At 46.0% G+C, this 15,100-nt stretch carries 15 protein-coding genes; 4 read left to right on the top strand and 11 right to left on the bottom strand.

Features of this window, described 5'->3' with window-relative positions:
* Positions 1-596, bottom strand: a 596-nt coding sequence (locus HOL16_04510; protein MBT5389954.1) for a preprotein translocase subunit SecA, incomplete at its 3' end; no start/stop codon positions are given.
* Between the two features lie 301 nt (positions 597-897).
* On the opposite strand from HOL16_04510, the gene HOL16_04505 reads away from it, so the two are divergent.
* Entirely contained in the window at positions 898-1,149 is a 252-nt protein-coding gene (locus tag HOL16_04505; GenBank protein MBT5389953.1) for a hypothetical protein, read from the top strand.
* Between the two features lie 467 nt (positions 1,150-1,616).
* Here HOL16_04505 and HOL16_04500 read toward each other — a convergent pair whose 3' ends face one another.
* On the bottom strand, positions 1,617-2,435 hold the full coding sequence (locus HOL16_04500) for a glucose 1-dehydrogenase (protein MBT5389952.1): 819 nt from the start codon (positions 2,433-2,435) through the stop codon (positions 1,617-1,619).
* A 140-nt stretch (positions 2,436-2,575) separates the two neighbouring features.
* Between HOL16_04500 and HOL16_04495 the strand changes: the two genes are divergently transcribed.
* Complete coding sequence (locus tag HOL16_04495) at positions 2,576-4,537, top strand: aconitate hydratase (GenBank protein MBT5389951.1); 1,962 nt, start codon at positions 2,576-2,578, stop codon at positions 4,535-4,537.
* Here the strand turns inward: HOL16_04495 and HOL16_04490 are convergent.
* Positions 4,517-5,911 (bottom strand): glutamate--tRNA ligase, encoded by a 1,395-nt coding sequence (locus HOL16_04490; GenBank protein MBT5389950.1) that lies wholly within the window; start codon positions 5,909-5,911, stop codon positions 4,517-4,519. The two genes, HOL16_04495 and HOL16_04490, sit on opposite strands and share 21 nt — an antisense overlap.
* Before the next feature lie 219 nt (positions 5,912-6,130).
* Here HOL16_04490 and HOL16_04485 point away from each other — a divergent pair, with 219 nt between their 5' ends.
* A complete protein-coding gene (locus HOL16_04485; protein ID MBT5389949.1) occupies positions 6,131-8,275 on the top strand; it encodes a ComEC family competence protein in 2,145 nt (714 codons plus the stop codon).
* 56 nt (positions 8,276-8,331) lie between these two features.
* On the opposite strand, the gene HOL16_04480 is transcribed toward HOL16_04485, so the two are convergent.
* Positions 8,332-8,838: a hypothetical protein gene (locus HOL16_04480; protein MBT5389948.1), complete on the bottom strand. Its 507-nt coding sequence runs from the start codon at positions 8,836-8,838 to the stop codon at positions 8,332-8,334.
* A gap of 97 nt (positions 8,839-8,935) precedes the next feature.
* On the bottom strand, positions 8,936-9,379 hold the full coding sequence (locus HOL16_04475) for a host attachment protein (protein MBT5389947.1): 444 nt from the start codon (positions 9,377-9,379) through the stop codon (positions 8,936-8,938).
* A 364-nt stretch (positions 9,380-9,743) separates the two neighbouring features.
* Here HOL16_04475 and HOL16_04470 point away from each other — a divergent pair, with 364 nt between their 5' ends.
* Positions 9,744-9,911, top strand: coding sequence for a hypothetical protein (locus tag HOL16_04470; GenBank protein ID MBT5389946.1), 168 nt, complete (start codon positions 9,744-9,746; stop codon positions 9,909-9,911).
* Positions 9,912-10,183: 272 nt separating this feature from the next.
* Here HOL16_04470 and lpxB read toward each other — a convergent pair whose 3' ends face one another.
* Genes lpxB through HOL16_04440 form a run of 6 tightly spaced genes read right to left on the bottom strand, consistent with a single transcriptional unit; the run spans position 10,184 to position 15,083 of the window.
* Positions 10,184-11,380: a lipid-A-disaccharide synthase gene (lpxB, locus tag HOL16_04465; GenBank protein MBT5389945.1), complete on the bottom strand. Its 1,197-nt coding sequence runs from the start codon at positions 11,378-11,380 to the stop codon at positions 10,184-10,186.
* On the bottom strand, positions 11,377-12,213 hold the full coding sequence (gene lpxI, locus HOL16_04460; GenBank protein MBT5389944.1) for a UDP-2,3-diacylglucosamine diphosphatase LpxI: 837 nt from the start codon (positions 12,211-12,213) through the stop codon (positions 11,377-11,379). The genes lpxB and lpxI overlap by 4 nt, the downstream gene beginning before the upstream one ends.
* Positions 12,214-12,216: 3 nt before the next feature.
* Positions 12,217-13,005, bottom strand: coding sequence for an acyl-ACP--UDP-N-acetylglucosamine O-acyltransferase (gene lpxA, locus HOL16_04455; protein ID MBT5389943.1), 789 nt, complete (start codon positions 13,003-13,005; stop codon positions 12,217-12,219).
* Positions 13,006-13,500 carry a 3-hydroxyacyl-ACP dehydratase FabZ gene (gene fabZ, locus HOL16_04450; GenBank protein ID MBT5389942.1) on the bottom strand — a complete coding sequence of 165 codons (495 nt, stop codon included), beginning with the start codon at positions 13,498-13,500 and terminating at the stop codon, positions 13,006-13,008.
* On the bottom strand, positions 13,497-14,531 hold the full coding sequence (gene lpxD / locus HOL16_04445) for a UDP-3-O-(3-hydroxymyristoyl)glucosamine N-acyltransferase (GenBank protein ID MBT5389941.1): 1,035 nt from the start codon (positions 14,529-14,531) through the stop codon (positions 13,497-13,499). Before lpxD ends, fabZ begins: the two co-directional genes overlap by 4 nt.
* 3 nt (positions 14,532-14,534) lie before the next feature.
* Entirely contained in the window at positions 14,535-15,083 is a 549-nt protein-coding gene (locus tag HOL16_04440; protein MBT5389940.1) for an OmpH family outer membrane protein, read from the bottom strand.
* Positions 15,084-15,100: the final 17 nt, after the last annotated feature.

Raw genomic sequence — 15,100 nt, 5'->3', positions numbered from 1 at the left:
ACCATCTCGTCCAAACGGAACTTCATGTTGTCGCGAAGATAATCGAATCCGTACTCGTTATTGGTGCCGTAAGTGATATCTGCACCATAGGCTTCTTGTCGATCTTCGTCATCCAAATCATTGACAATGCACCCGACCGTAAGCCCCAAAAACTCATGAACCTGCCCCATCCACTTCGAGTCACGAGCCGCCAAATAGTCGTTAACGGTAACCACATGAACCCCTTTACCCGTCAGGGCGTTCAGATAGGAAGGCAAAGTTGCCACAAGAGTTTTTCCTTCACCCGTCCCCATTTCGGCGATACGACCCTCGTTGAGGACCATTCCACCCATGAGCTGAACATCAAAGTGACGCTGGCCTAGCGTCCGCTTAGCCGCTTCGCGAACGGTGGCAAAGGCTTCTACCAACAGAGAGTCTAGTTTTTCTCCCTTGGCCAAACGCTCTTTATATTCGGTGGTTTTTGCTTTTAATTGATCATCGGAAAGCTTTTCAAGTTCAGGCTCTAAGTCATTTATAGCCTTTACGTTTTTATCATATTTCTTCAAAAAACGTTCATTGGCAGTTCCAAAAAATTTTTTCGCAAGTCCAGCTAGCATCTATACCTCAATTCGTTTTCTCAACGTTGAATAGATAGGGGGGAAGTTACCTTCTGTCAACGCATCCGCTCCCTTTTTTCCTCTTTCTTTTTCTTTTTGCTCACTTTTTGAGAATTTTCTTCCCTTGGAACAGGAACAAAACTTTTTCCACTAGAATAAAAACTACACTATTTGAAAAGACTTTTCTCCCAAAAAAACATGTTTTTCCAATATATCCTCCTTTTTTTTCTCTTTCTTTAAGTTGATGGATTTGCTAGAGAAGGTTTAGTTTCATCGTTAGACTTGAGAAAGGAATGTTCTTATGAAAACGGCTTCGTTATTTGTCACCTGTGTCATTGTTTCTCTGTTTTGTCAGCAAGAAGCTGAAGCACGCCGTAAAGGCGTTGAGGCAACGGATAACCCTCTACTTGTAAAGAAAACTCCTGAAGCCAACTACGCTCAAAAAGCACAACAAGATATCCAAAGCAAAAAATCCTCCAGCCTTTCGAAAAAACTCCGACAAATGATGCATAAGCTCCAGGAAATATTAGACGAAGTTGAGAGTGGCTCTTAGAAGCAAGCGATCGACCTTTCAAAAATCTGATGATTGCTGGGACGTCCCCTCGACCTACTAGCACGTCTATATCTCACTAAAGATCCCCTGAAAAATGTAATGCTATGATTTTGTGCAAGTAATTCCTACTTATTCCGTAAACTAATTATGCTACAATGAAACGGTAAGAAAAAACGAGTGAGGCCTGCCTTTGCTCAATAATAAAAACATCAGGAGAGTCAAATGACAACAAGAAACACAACAGGTACAGGTACAACTGGTACAGGTTCAACGACTGGTACGAAAACAAACACGAAGAACTCATCAAAAAAGACTACCGGAACAGGTACATCTAAGAGCTCAAAGAAGACTTCTACGAGCCGTACAGGTGGTACTGCTTCAAAGCTTGGAGCTGCCCGTACAAACGGTTAGTTCCCATTATCCGTTTCCTCTGTGACACCGTTTTCAGAGGAAACGCCTCCTACAAGCTACTTATGGCCTTTTGGTTTTGGCGCCGCGGCACTGCCCGCTAAAATACCGCCATCAATAACAAGCTCACTTCCCGTCACAAATTTCGATTCATCTGAAGCAAGATAGAGCGCTGCATAGGCAACATCTTCAGGCTGCCCCATATGTCCAAGGGGAATGTTTTTGGCCATCTCTTTTATTTTCTCGTCCCTTTCTCTGCCACTCCCCAACATGGCATCCCATATAGGTGTTAGAATGGACGCCGGGTGAATAGAATTGCAGCGAATTTGGTATCCTTGGCTCGCACAATAAAGAGCAACGCTTTTTGTATGATTGCGAACGCTAGCTTTGCTCGCCGCATAGGGCGCTATTCCGGGGACTCCCACCATGCCAGATCGAGAAGAAATATTGATAATTGAGCCAGTGCCATGTTTCTTCATGGCCTTAAGGGCATATTTACATCCTAGAAAAACACTTTCTGCATTAATCGCATTCACTTCCCGCCACGCTTCTAAGGTGGCATTTTCTGGATCTTGTGGCCCAAGCCCTTCCTCCAAACCAATGATGCCTGCATTATTCACCAGAACATCGAGACGGCCATATTCACTTTCGATATAGCCAATAACTTCCTGCCATTTCTTTTCATCACGAACATTCTGGGAAAGAAAGATAGCCTGCCCACCTAGTTCAAGAGCCAAAGCTTTCCCTTTGTCTGCTTGAATATCGGTCAAAATGACAAAAGCGCCTTCCTCAACAAAAAGCTTTGAGATGGCTTTTCCAATACCGGACGCAGCTCCTGTTACCAAACAAATTTTACCGTCGAGTCTTTGCATAGGCACACCCCTATAAACGAGAATCACACCTTTTATGGAAATGTTTCCCCGTCCTCCCTTTTGAAACACGTTCTTATGGTGTATATTGTAGCATAAATTCTAATAAAATTGCTAAGAACAGCAGACCGGGGGACCTTAAAATGCCTATGAATGTGGCCCAAAAATTGATCAAATCTCATCTCCTTGCGGGCGAGATGACAGCTGGTTCAGAGATTTCTCTCAAAATCGATCAAACGCTCACGCAAGATGCCACAGGAACCTTGGTCATGCTCGAGCTTGAAGCCATGAATCTACAACAGGCCAAGACCGAACTCTCTGCCCAGTACGTGGATCATAATTTGCTGCAAGAAGACAGCAAAAATCCCGATGACCATCTTTTCCTTCAGAGCGCCTGTCAACGCTTTGGCCTTTGGTTCGCCCGACCTGGCGGCGGCATTAGTCACGTGGTTCACATGCAAAACTTTGGTGTTCCTGGTAAAACCCTCCTCGGCTCGGATAGTCATACCTGTGCGGCCGGATCCATGGGCATGCTCGCCATGGGCGCCGGTGGTCTAGAAGTTGCCGAAGCCATTGCAGGTCATCCGTTTTATGTGAAAATGCCAAAGATCATGGGCATTAAGCTGACTGGATCCCTGCCAGATTGGGTCAGTGCAAAAGACGTGATCTTAGAGTTTCTGAGGCGCCATAATGTGAAAGGCGGCGTGGGTAAAATATTAGAATACTATGGGCCTGGCCTAAAGCACCTTACAGCCATGGATCGACATGTGATTGCCAATATGGGGGCAGAACTGGGCGCAACCACCTCGGTCTTTCCTTCCGATGAAGAAACGAAACTTTATCTCCAAAGTGTGGGACGCCCCGAAGATTGGAAAGAGCTGCTCGCCGATCCTGAAGCCACCTACGATCTTCATGATGAGATTGATATGAGTCAACTGGAACCCATGATTGCCAAGCCCTCCAGCCCAGGCAATGTGGTAGCAGTGCGGGAAATTGAAGGCGAAGAGCTCTCTCAATCCTATATTGGTTCCTCGGCAAATCCTGGATTCCGTGACTTTGCCATTACGGCTGAGATGGTCAAAAGCAAACAGGTTCATGATCAGGTCTCTTTTGATATTAATCCCAGCTCTCGTATTATTTTGGAAGACCTCCTTGCTTCGGGCCACCTGAATGATCTTATCCATTCTGGCGCCCGCCTCCATCAAACAGGCTGTAACGGTTGTATTGGAATGGGACAAGCACCGGCCACGGGAAGAAATAGCCTCCGCACCGTTCCCCGAAACTTTCCGGGACGCTCGGGCACCAAAGAAGACAGTGTCTTTCTGTGCAGCCCAGAAACAGCTACGGCTTCTGCCCTCATGGGAAAGATCACAGACCCCCGCTCCCTTGGTATGGCCTATCCAAAGGTAACTTTACCAGAAAAGCGGATCATTAACCGCGACACCCTTCAAGGTCCTTTGCCCCTCGACGAGGCTCTCAAAGTCGAACTGATCAAAGGCCCAAATATTGCTTCTATTCCCCATTTGGAGCCCCTCCCAGATGTGCTCGAGCTCCCTATTCTTCTGAAAGTAGGAGATGACATTTCGACGGATGGCATACTTCCCGCAGGGGCCCGTGTCCTCCCTTATCGAAGTAACATCCCAAAAATTAGTGAGTTTTGCTTCGAGCAAATTGATGATACCTATGCACCCCGCGCCGAAAAACAAAAGAAGACCTCCGGCCATGCCATCATTGCAGGAGATAACTATGGCCAAGGTTCCAGCCGTGAGCACGCGGCCTTGGCCCCACGCTATCTTGGCCTCAGGCTCGTCATTGCAAAAAGCTTTGCCCGCATCCATTGGCAAAATTTGGTTAACTTTGGTGTCCTGCCGGTGACTTTTGAGAGTCCTGAAGATTTTGACACTCTAGGCCTAGGAGATACCCTCGTTCTCAAAAACATCCATCGGGCAATTTCAATGGGAGACGCTCTCGAAGCCACTGTCAAATGCTCCGGAAAACAGATAAAACTTACACATGAGCTCTCAAAACGCCAAATAGATATTCTCCTAAACGGAGGACTTATCAATTGGTTAAAAGGCAAACATGAGGGCTTAAAGACTCAAGCGCTCTAGGCTTTTTTCCTGTCCCAGGACTTCCATCACTTCAAAGACACCTGGGGACACGTTTGATCCCGTAATGGCTGCGCGAAGGGGTTGGGCCAAGTCTTTGAGCTTTATTCCTTCCTGCTCAGCAAAACCTCTCGCAAATTCCAAAAGAGCCTCGTGATTCCAACGAGGACTTCGTTCAAGGATCGCCTTCACGAATTTTCCTATGAGGGCTTTTGCCTCAGTCGTCAAAATAGCCTGAGCCTTTTCGTTTAAGGGAATGGGCTGAGCATAAACATAGAATCCAGAACTTTGAGCCAACTCTACGATGGTTTTCGCGCGCTGTTTAAGGCCTTCCATCCCTCTTAACAGCAAATCTCTTGCCTCAGATGTTAGCACTTTTCCCAATTCTGATTCCAGGATAGGCACGATAAGATCCACGAGAGATTCATTGCTAGATTCACGAATATAATGGCCATTGAGATTCTCAAGCTTTTGGAGATCAAATCGCGCAGGAGATTTTCCCACATGATCGAAGTCAAACCACTGTATGGCTTGCTCTGTAGAGATGATTTCCTCATCGCCATGACTCCAGCCTAGTCGCAGGAGATAGTTCATGAGGGCTTCCGGCAGGTAACCCATCTCCTGATAGGCCTCCACACCCAAGGCACCATGACGCTTGGAAAGCTTTGCCCCATCGGGACCATGAATGAGAGGAATATGGGCGAAGGTTGGGATATCCCACCCCATGGCCTTGTAAATATGAAACTGACGAAAGGCGTTGGTGAGATGGTCATCGCCACGGATCACGTGGGTAACAGCCATATCATGATCGTCCACAACCACTGCCAACATATACGTAGGCGTCCCATCGGAACGGACCAGCACCATATCGTCCAATTCCACATTGGAGACTTTAACCTCTCCTTGGACCAGATCCTGAATCACAGTCTCGCCTGACTGATCCACTTTAAGGCGAATAACGGGGTCCACACCTTTTGGGGCCTCCTTTGGATCCCGATCCCGCCAGCGTCCATCATAGCGCATGGGACGTTTTTCCTTTTTGGCTTGCTCACGCATTTCGTCGAGCTCTTCTGGGGTCGCATAACAATAGTACGCTTTGCCTTCATCTAAGAGCTTTTGAGCCACCTCCTGGTGGCGCTCTTTTTGAGAAAATTGAGAAACCGCTTCTCCGTCCCAATCCAATCCCATCCACTTCATCCCGTTGATGATGGCTAGGATGGCTTCTTCCTTTGAGCGCTCGCGATCCGTATCTTCAATTCGCAGAAGCATCTTGCCCCCATGATGGCGGGCATACAGCCAGTTAAAAAGAGCCGTTCGAGCCCCTCCAATATGTAAGAATCCAGTTGGAGATGGGGCGAAACGCGTAATGACAGACATTGATTTATTTCCCTTATGTGGAGACTACTTGATGACATATTATGAGCATAAGAGCAATGCCAGTGAAGGCTTTCGTCTGCTTTTTCATGCCACATCTCTCCCAGCATCGAGCCCCTTTTTCCGAGCCGTGAAAAAAAGGAATACCGGACACAAGACGCTTTTTCATCCTAAAAAAATTCGAAATACTATTCCCTATTTTGGTTATTGGAACTTGGGCGCATGTTATTTGAGAAAATTTCAAATCTACTGCAAGATGAGAAAGACCGTTGGATCCTTTGGATCCCAGTCGCCCTAGGCTGTGGCATTGGAATTTACTTCGCGCTCCCAATTGAACCACCTTTAATCCCATGCCTCATTTTATCCACCTGCTGTTGCCTCTTCACATCTTTATGCCGGCGAATGGGTCGCCTTTATATCCCGTTACTCTCTATTAGCTTCATTCTGGTTGGCTTTACCGCAGCTATCTATCGCACCTCCAGTATCCTTGAGCCCATGTTGGAAAAGAAAGTTGGATCCCTCTCCATGCGTGGGACTATCGAAAACGTACAATCCACTCCCTTTGGAGAAAGACTGTTCTTAAAAGACGTCAGCTATAAAGATATCACCCTCTGGGATCCTTCAAGAACAGTCCCTCCCCTGCCAAAACGAATCAGATTAACGCTGCGACTAAAGGATCTGCCCCCCTATCACGCTGGGCAAGTCATATCAACGCGCGGCATGATTGGGCCAGTGACGAGCCCGGTTCTTCCAGGAAGTTTTGACTTTCGACGAGCGGCTTATTTTCGGCAGTTTTCAGCCACAGCCTATGGATTCACCGTTCCAGAAATTATTGAGGATAGAGGCAACACCTCTTTCTTTCTCTGGCTCACAAATTTGCGACACACTCTGACAAAACGCCTCCACACCATCCTGCCGGGTCAAAAGGGAGCCATTGCCAGCGCCCTTATTACAGGAGAAAAAGGCACCATTGCGCCTTCTGTTCGAGAGGCCTTCGCCAATGCGGGTATTGCCCATATTTTAGCCATCTCAGGCCTCCATCTAAGTCTCATTGCAGGCACTATATTTCTTATTATTAGAGTTGGCCTTGCCCTCATTCCAATTGTCTCCCTAAGGTTTAAGACAAAAAAGGGCGCCGCAATTGTCGCTCTCGTTGGCAGTTTCTGTTATCTGTTGCTCTCGGGAATGGGGCCTCCTGCGCAAAGATCTTTTATGATGATCAGCATAGTTATGCTTGCCATCCTATTGGATCGAATTGCCTTGTCTATGAGATCCGTTGCCATTGCGGCCATTGTTATCCTCATGCTTCGCCCAGAAAACTTGCTCTCTCCTAGTTTTCAGTTATCCTTTGCCGCGGTTATCGCCCTCATCGCGCTTTATGAGGGAAATAGGGTCAAGCTACTCCATTGGAGTACAAACGCACATCTCTTTAAAAAGGGAGCCTTTTACTTATTTGGCATCATCATAACCAGCCTGGTTGCAACCATGGCCACAACGCCATACAGCCTATATACTTTCCATCGATTTACCCTCCAATCCCTTCCCGCAAATATAGTGGGGATTCCCCTTACAGGATTTTGGATCCTGCCACTTGGCCTCATTGGCGTCCTATTGATGCCCGTTGGCCTTGAAGAGTGGCCCCTCCGCTTAATGGGACTGGGAATTAGCTATCTTATTACCGTTGCAACTATTGTTTCCCAATGGCCCGGTGCCGTCATGAAAGTCCAAGCCTTTCCACTGTCCTATCTGATTCTGTTTACCTCTGGCGCGCTCTGGCTTTGTTTGTGGCAAAAACCATGGCGTTACTGGGGCATTGTGCCTATGGTACTTGCCTTCACCATGCCCCTCTTTCAAACACAGCCGGATATCCTCATATCTGGAGATGGTAAAGTTGTAAGTGTTCTGCACGGAGATACCCTTCATGGATCTACAGACAGATCGTCCCTCTTTACACAAGCCCTCTGGATGGAACGAATGGGGGCTCTCTCGAACCAGCTCTGGCCCTACGAAAAAAATGCCACATCACCACTCTCCTGCAAGCCAATGGGCTGCACATACAAAAAAGATTCCCAGACAATTGCCTTTATAAAGGATCCTGAAAATATCAGATACTATTGCCCCTGGGCTTCCCTTATTATTTCCGAAGCACCTCTTTTTTGGCACAAATCACTTTGTAAACGCATGGGTAAACACCTGGGCAACCACATGGGCACGAATCCCAAGATCATCGATCGTTTTGATATTTGGTGGCACGGAGCTCATGCTATCTGGATCAACAACGACAAAATAATCATTAAAACTGTGGGGCAAGATCAGGGAAAACGGCCCTGGTCTCTACACTATGATCGTTATAGGAAAAAATCTTAAAAAGGCTTTGAGAGGAATATTTTACGGCACATCCCCTATGAACCGTGTGATCGAATTCACTGCGCAGAATTCTGAAGATCCAACTGGTATCCATTAGGTCCTTTTTTTAGGGTCAAGAAAAAATTAGCAAAACCTATTTCAGACTCCCATATTGAACTGGAAGAAGACTCTGTTCTAGCTAGAACCTCTCCCGGATGAAATGCCCCGGCATACAAAGGGACGCATTTTTGAACAGAAACATAGATGGAAGAGGGAACATTTATATAGGAATAATCACACGTGGTTACAATACCTCTACTATATATGGGGGGAAGCTTTATATGCTCGACAAGTGGCAACATCTGTCGACTATCCGGAACTATTTTAAAAATTACCTTAGAATGCCTATCTCCATAAGCTGTCTCAAGAACCCTCTCATTGTCCTCCATGGCCTCATTCTTGATTTCTATGCGCACGTTAGATGGTCGCATGGTGCTGCCAACGGGTATGAATTCATTCGAAGCGGAGATAGCAACAGCGTCAAACGCAACAAGACTAAATATGCTTACTAAAATAAACTTCATTTTCTTTAAATCCCCAAACGGCTAAAAGTTAAAACCTTCCGTTTATAGGTTTTAAGGAAAACTGCTCTAAAATGCAATAATTATGGCTTAGTCAGACTTAAATAACTATATTTAGCTGACTCAGATGCTTGGGCAGGTCATTTATAGAGATATTGGTTAGATCTTTGGTAATTTCGCCCGTGATTTTCTCTTGAGAGCCTTTCGACAAAACACTTCTGATATCTCCCAGAGCTTTGGCAGGTGCCACGATGACCAGGCGATCAAAAACATTTCCATTCTCAAGAATCCCAACAACTTGGCGGGCAAAATCTTTCTTGGCCATTCTGTGAGCATCACTGGGTGCCGACATTGAATGACGTCCAGGACCGTTGCTATCGAAGGTCCGCCCGGGTCGATCACTTACCAAGTCACGGGTAGGCAGAAAATTTCCAATAAACTCATCTTCAAAGACAGCCTGAATTCCTTTCCCAGGCCCTTCGTTTTTAAACAATCGGGCCCTTGCCCCGTCTGCAATCAAAAACCACGTAATAATTTTCTTCATAGCACCCTATTCTTTTTTATAAACGTTCGCCAATATTTGCCTTAATGCATGGCTCTGTCAAGTGACCTCTTTAAGTCCTTCCCTCTTTTTTTGAAAGTGAGATGGTCGTGGCGGAGACTTGTTAATTTTGAGCTTTCTTCTAGACGGGGGATTGCTCAGGAAGATAGCTAGGGCAGGTGCGAATAAGGAGGGCCCGGAAGAGGGATTGCGAAAGGTAATAGAGGTGAGGACATGAGGATAGATCCATCCAGACGGGATAAACTTTCGAAGCCCGACGTCGAGGTTTATTTAGGGGAATTCGCAGGGTGGACGCCACTGAGGCGGAAAACAGGATCGGGAACCAACGAGACGACCTGGAGGCAGAGTGAGTACCTCAATAACTTTCATTTCTGAGGCATACTTACCAACCTTCTGCTCTGAGGCATGCGTTACAGTCTTGATCGCTTTGATGCTGACAAACGTTCATACAATCAGCGAAGACAAGTTGTGGACTAAAACCACAAAGCAAGATAAGGCTCACACCCACTATTAGAACAGCGCGGTGCGCAATATTTTTCCACTGGATTTTCATAATACTTCCTCCCTTTTCGTTTTCTACTCTTTGGGTATAACATAATAAAGCGCACAAATCGGAAACAAGAGTCTAATTCATGAAGCAAACGACCATGAAGGGGCTCTTGTGCCTAAGCTCGCCAGCGTTTTAAGGAGCGGGCAATTCTGGTTTATAAACTTTTAGAGCTATTTGCCCTAGCTCTGTCAGTTGACCTCCTCCCATGGGGGACCGAGAATCGGACAACTAGTGTGCTAAAGGCGGACATCTTTACGTGTTATTGACAGGAACCTCTTCCCATCACCGCCAATTATATCACCAATAACATTTGCTGCTTGTACGCTTGGAAGCTCTTCCTTTGATTTCAGCAGTTCCTTGGCCTTTTTCAGACCCTGCACTTGCTTTTGTCGCAGTGCCTTATCCGTCAGTAGGGTAGAAATGGCCCTAGAAAGCTTCTCTGGCTCACAATTTTCCTGAAGATATTCGGGAACAACGGACCGATTGAGCAAGATATTAATCATGCACGCATAAGGCACTTTGATCATTCTCTGGACGATCCAAAATGTCAGCATCGATGCTTTGTAGGTAATAACCATGGGCAGCTGAGCACAGGCAAGCTCTAAGGCCACTGAACCAGAGGCTGCTAGAGCCACATCACTTGCGGCAAAGGCATCGGCCTTTTCCGTCTCATGAGTAATAATAACGGAGGGGCACGTTATGTCTTTTGTCAAACTCCCAATCATATGGGATACATTTGAAACGGTGGGAATTACTATATGCAGTTTGGGAAACTGTCTCTGCAACTTTCTGACCGTGTCAGCAAAAATTGGCGCTAGCTGCGATACTTCACTTTTCCGACTGCCAGGAAGCATGCACAATAGAACAGCGTCTTTTGGGATATTGTGCCTTTTACGAAAAGCTTCTCCATGTCCCTGATCAAATCCAGCCTCTAAAACAGGATCCCCGACAAAGGTTGTGGGCAAGCCGTGCTTGGTAAAATAAGGCGGTTCAAATGGAAACAGGGTCAGTAAATGGGTCAAAAACTTGGAAATCATCCGCGCGCGTCGAGGACGCCAAGCCCAAACTGTCGGTGCTCCATAATGAATATGGGGAATGCCCGTTTCTTTCAACTTCTTTCCCAGCCTAAAGCTAAAGGCCGGAAGGTCTATGGTAATGACGGCATCGGGTTTTTCTTTTTTGATAAAATCTGCCGTTTCACGAATTTTTTTTAACAATCCCAAGGCTTGAGGAATAATTTCCGTAATGCCAATAACTGAGAGCGACTTCATGGGAACCAGACTCTGCAAGCCTTCCTTTTCCATCTGCGGCCCCCCAATGCCAATGATACGGAGGCCTTTGCCGTACTTTTGCTTAAGCGCCTTCATCAAATGGGCCCCAATAAAATCACCGGAGGGCTCTCCTGCTAATAGAAAAAAAGTCGGCCCTTTCATCGAAGAACGACCTTTCTATCAATGCCCACCAGAAAGAGGCCCTGAGACTCTAGCAGTATTTCTACCTGTTCTCGGTTCACAATGAGCGTTTTGCCCGCTTCAACGGCAATCCCACGGAGGCCTGATTGGGCAGCTTGTTTTATGGTATCAGGTCCTAGGGTAGGAAGATCCACGCGATTTTCTTGACCGGACTTTGAAAGTTTTACAAGAATGCCCCCTGGGCCCGCGCGTTTATATTCTGCACAGCGCTTTATTAAATTCTGGGTCCCTTCGATGGCTTCTATTCCCAAGACAAGCCCCTGCTGAATCACGACCGCCTGTCCAACATCAGACTGTCCAAGGGCTTCTAAAATTTGAACACCCCGTTCAATGTCTTGTAAAGCCTCTGCATCTGGTTCAGAAGGCCCTAGTGTTGACGCTGGCATCAGGATATCTTTTAAAACATCTTGGACACCTACCACTTTAAACCCTTTCTTTTCCACTTCTCGAATGACTAGTTTAAGGAGGGCATCGTCCCCAAAATTCTTAAGTCCTTTCGTGGTCAAAAGCTTTGACGCAAAAAAATCAGGACGAAGCTCTTTCCAAGACGGCCTACGAACATTTCCTACCATGATGACTTCTTCTACCGCAGCCTCTTTCAGCGCCTTTAGAGAAGCCCCTAAAGCCCCAATACGCTTCCAAGTATGAGCAACCGAATACTGATCAAACAAACAACTATCCGCCTGCCCTTCCAGGGCAATTACAAACAGTTCTCGCCCCTTTTTTTGGCAGCACTCAACAACTTGACGAGGAAGTTCCCCGTTCCCCGCGATGAGTCCCAATTTAGGTAACATTGGCTACTTCAATTCCTTTGGCAAACAATAGGCCCGGCTCGCATCACTTTTCATGAAAAGAATGATATCTGCTACTGCTTCTTGATCCTTAAAATGGTCAGAAACATCGGCAATTCGCTCTGCCATGGTCCCCTCATTGGCAAACAAAAGACGATAGGCGCTTCGTAATGCATGAATCATTTCACGAGAAAACCCGCGCCGTTTAAGGCCGACGATATTTAGTCCAGACAATCGCGCTCTCTCTCCCATGACAGATCCGTATGGGATGACATCATTTTCAACGCCGGACATTCCTCCGATAATTGCCTGCTGGCCTATGCGAACAAATTGGTGGACGGCAGAAAGTCCGCCGATATAAACATGATCACCGACGATCACATGCCCTCCCAAGGTCGCATTATTGCACATGATAACGTTATTTCCGATCTCGCAATCATGTCCAACATGACACGCCACCATGAACAAACCATCGTTTCCGATGCGCGTTCCGTGTTCTGTCCCCGGATGAATGGTTACATGCTCACGAATAACGTTATTCTCTCCAATGACTAAATCTGAAGGCTCGCCTTTATATTTGAGGGATTGGGGGGGGAAGCCCAAAGCAGCAAAGGGATAGACTGTTGTATTAGCACCTATGGATGTATTTCCCGAAACAGTCACGTGTGATACGAGGGTGACGCCTTCTCCCAAAGTCACATCGTTTCCAACCACACAATAGGGGCCAATGGTAACATTGTCTGAAAGAGTTACGCCCTCTTCTACCACTGCAGAGGGATGAATGTTTATAGACATTTATTCTTCCATTAACATTGCGGTATAACCAGCTTCCGCAACCAGTGATTCCTTTACGTAGGCTTCTGCTTTAAAACGCCATACATTCGCACGTTGTCGCTGCTTCGTGACATGAAGTCGCAGCGTGTCCCCAGGAACTACTGGCTTTCTAAATCGGGCATCTTCAATGGACATGAAATAGACTAACTTCCCCTCAAAATCTGGCCCCATAGTCCTAACCACAAGGACAGCAGCCGTTTGCGCCATTGCTTCAATTATCAAGACACCGGGCATAACTGGCTTTTCAGGAAAATGTCCCTGGAAAAACCATTCATTGATGGAAACATTTTTAATGCCAATGGCACTTTCATTGGGGACGACATTTTCTACGCGATCAATCATAACCATGGGAAAACGATGGGGAAGCATTTCTTGAATGCGTTCAATTCCGATTTCCTCAGTTGTAGAATCACTTGAAGCAACTGACTTAGCTTCTATGGATGTTTTACCGGTCATAGATCACCTTTTCTCTTTTGACTTAACTTGGACAAAGCAACATGCTGACGGCGCCACTCCATGATAGGGATGGCTGGAGTTCCAGAAATTGTCTCTCCTTCGCGCACATCTCGAATAACCCCGCCTTGGGCCGCCACTCTTGCCCCTTTTCCTATTTTCAAATGCTGAGCTATGCCAGCTTGGCCAGCCAATGCCGCATAATCGCCTATAACTGTGCTTCCAGCTATACCTACCTGCGCGACAATAACACATCCTTTACCTATTTGCACATTATGTGCAATTTGAACCAAATTGTCGATGCGAGTTCCCGTTCCAATTGTCGTATCGGAGAGTGACCCCCTATCAATAGTTGTATTGGCCCCTATTTCGACATTGTCTGCAATTCTGACACATCCAAGCTGGGGAATAGAAAGATAGCCTTCATCATCCATAATGAAACCAAATCCTTCTTGTCCAATTCGAGCCCCAGCAAGTATTTTAACAGAAGACCCAATTATTGAATGGGAAATGGAAACATTTGAATCAATGGATGTATTTTGACCAATAATCACTCCCTTTCCAATCACGGAATTGGGACCAATGGTGACATTTGCACCGATTTCGGCACCAGGGCCAACAACAACCCCTGAACAAATAATAGCAGAAGAATCAACTTTAGCCGTCGCATCTACAGATGCTCCAGTATGTAAAAGTTGATTGCACTCAGTAGGATACATGGTAGATGCTATTTTAGCATAGGCTCGCTGGGGCTGCTCATTGAGGATTGGAATAACGTTTTCAGGCAAACTCTCAAGATTCTTTTGCGATATGATGCACGCTGTTGCCTCGGTGTTTGTTAAGCTATCTAACAAACGAGGATCTGAGCAATAGGTAACAGTCCCCAGTTCGGCGTTGCTAATGAAAGCAACATCTTTAATTTGGGCATTTTTAACCTGAGAACCCACTCCCTCGCAGAAAGTAGAATTTGATAATTCTACTAGTTTTCCAAGAGGAAATGGGCCCTTATTAGTGTAGAACCTTTGATTCGGCATCTACTACTTCTTAGGTGCTTCAATTTTAATTTCAGGCAATGTCTTTTTAACAATTGCTGCCACTTCGTCTGTAACATTCAATTCACTATCCGCATAAGCGACAGACATTGGATAAAGAACAAGGTTTAGTCCTTTCTCTTTTGCCACTTTGCTGACAGCTTCCTGAATTGCCGTGTCAACTTTGGTCATAGCGTCAACGAATGGCTTTTCAAGTTTTTCTTTTCTGTCTTTGATGATTTTGTTTACCTCAACTAAACGCTTTTGGTATGCATCATATTTCTTGGCAAGTTCGTCTTGAGAAAGCTTCTTCTGATCTTCTTGAAGTTTTTCTTCAGCTGCTCTGAAATCTTTCTCATACTTAGCTAATTCAGCTTTGAATGCACCTTGATGAGACTCAACATCCTTTTTAAGCTTTTCAATAACTGGCAGCTTTTGAAGAATGGACATCTTATCAACAACACCGATGGTTGGGGCTGGAAGGGCCGCCTGAGCAGCTGTAAATCCAAATGCAGCAACCACTGCGCTTAGTAAAGTAACCTTTAATATCTTCATCTCGTTTTTCACTCCTT

The sequence above is a fragment of the Alphaproteobacteria bacterium genome, from assembly GCA_018662925.1.
In the GTDB taxonomy this organism is placed as follows: Bacteria; Pseudomonadota; Alphaproteobacteria; order 16-39-46; family JABJFC01; genus JABJFC01.
Note: the sequence above shows the minus strand (reverse complement) of the source record. Positions and strands in the feature narration are given on the sequence as shown.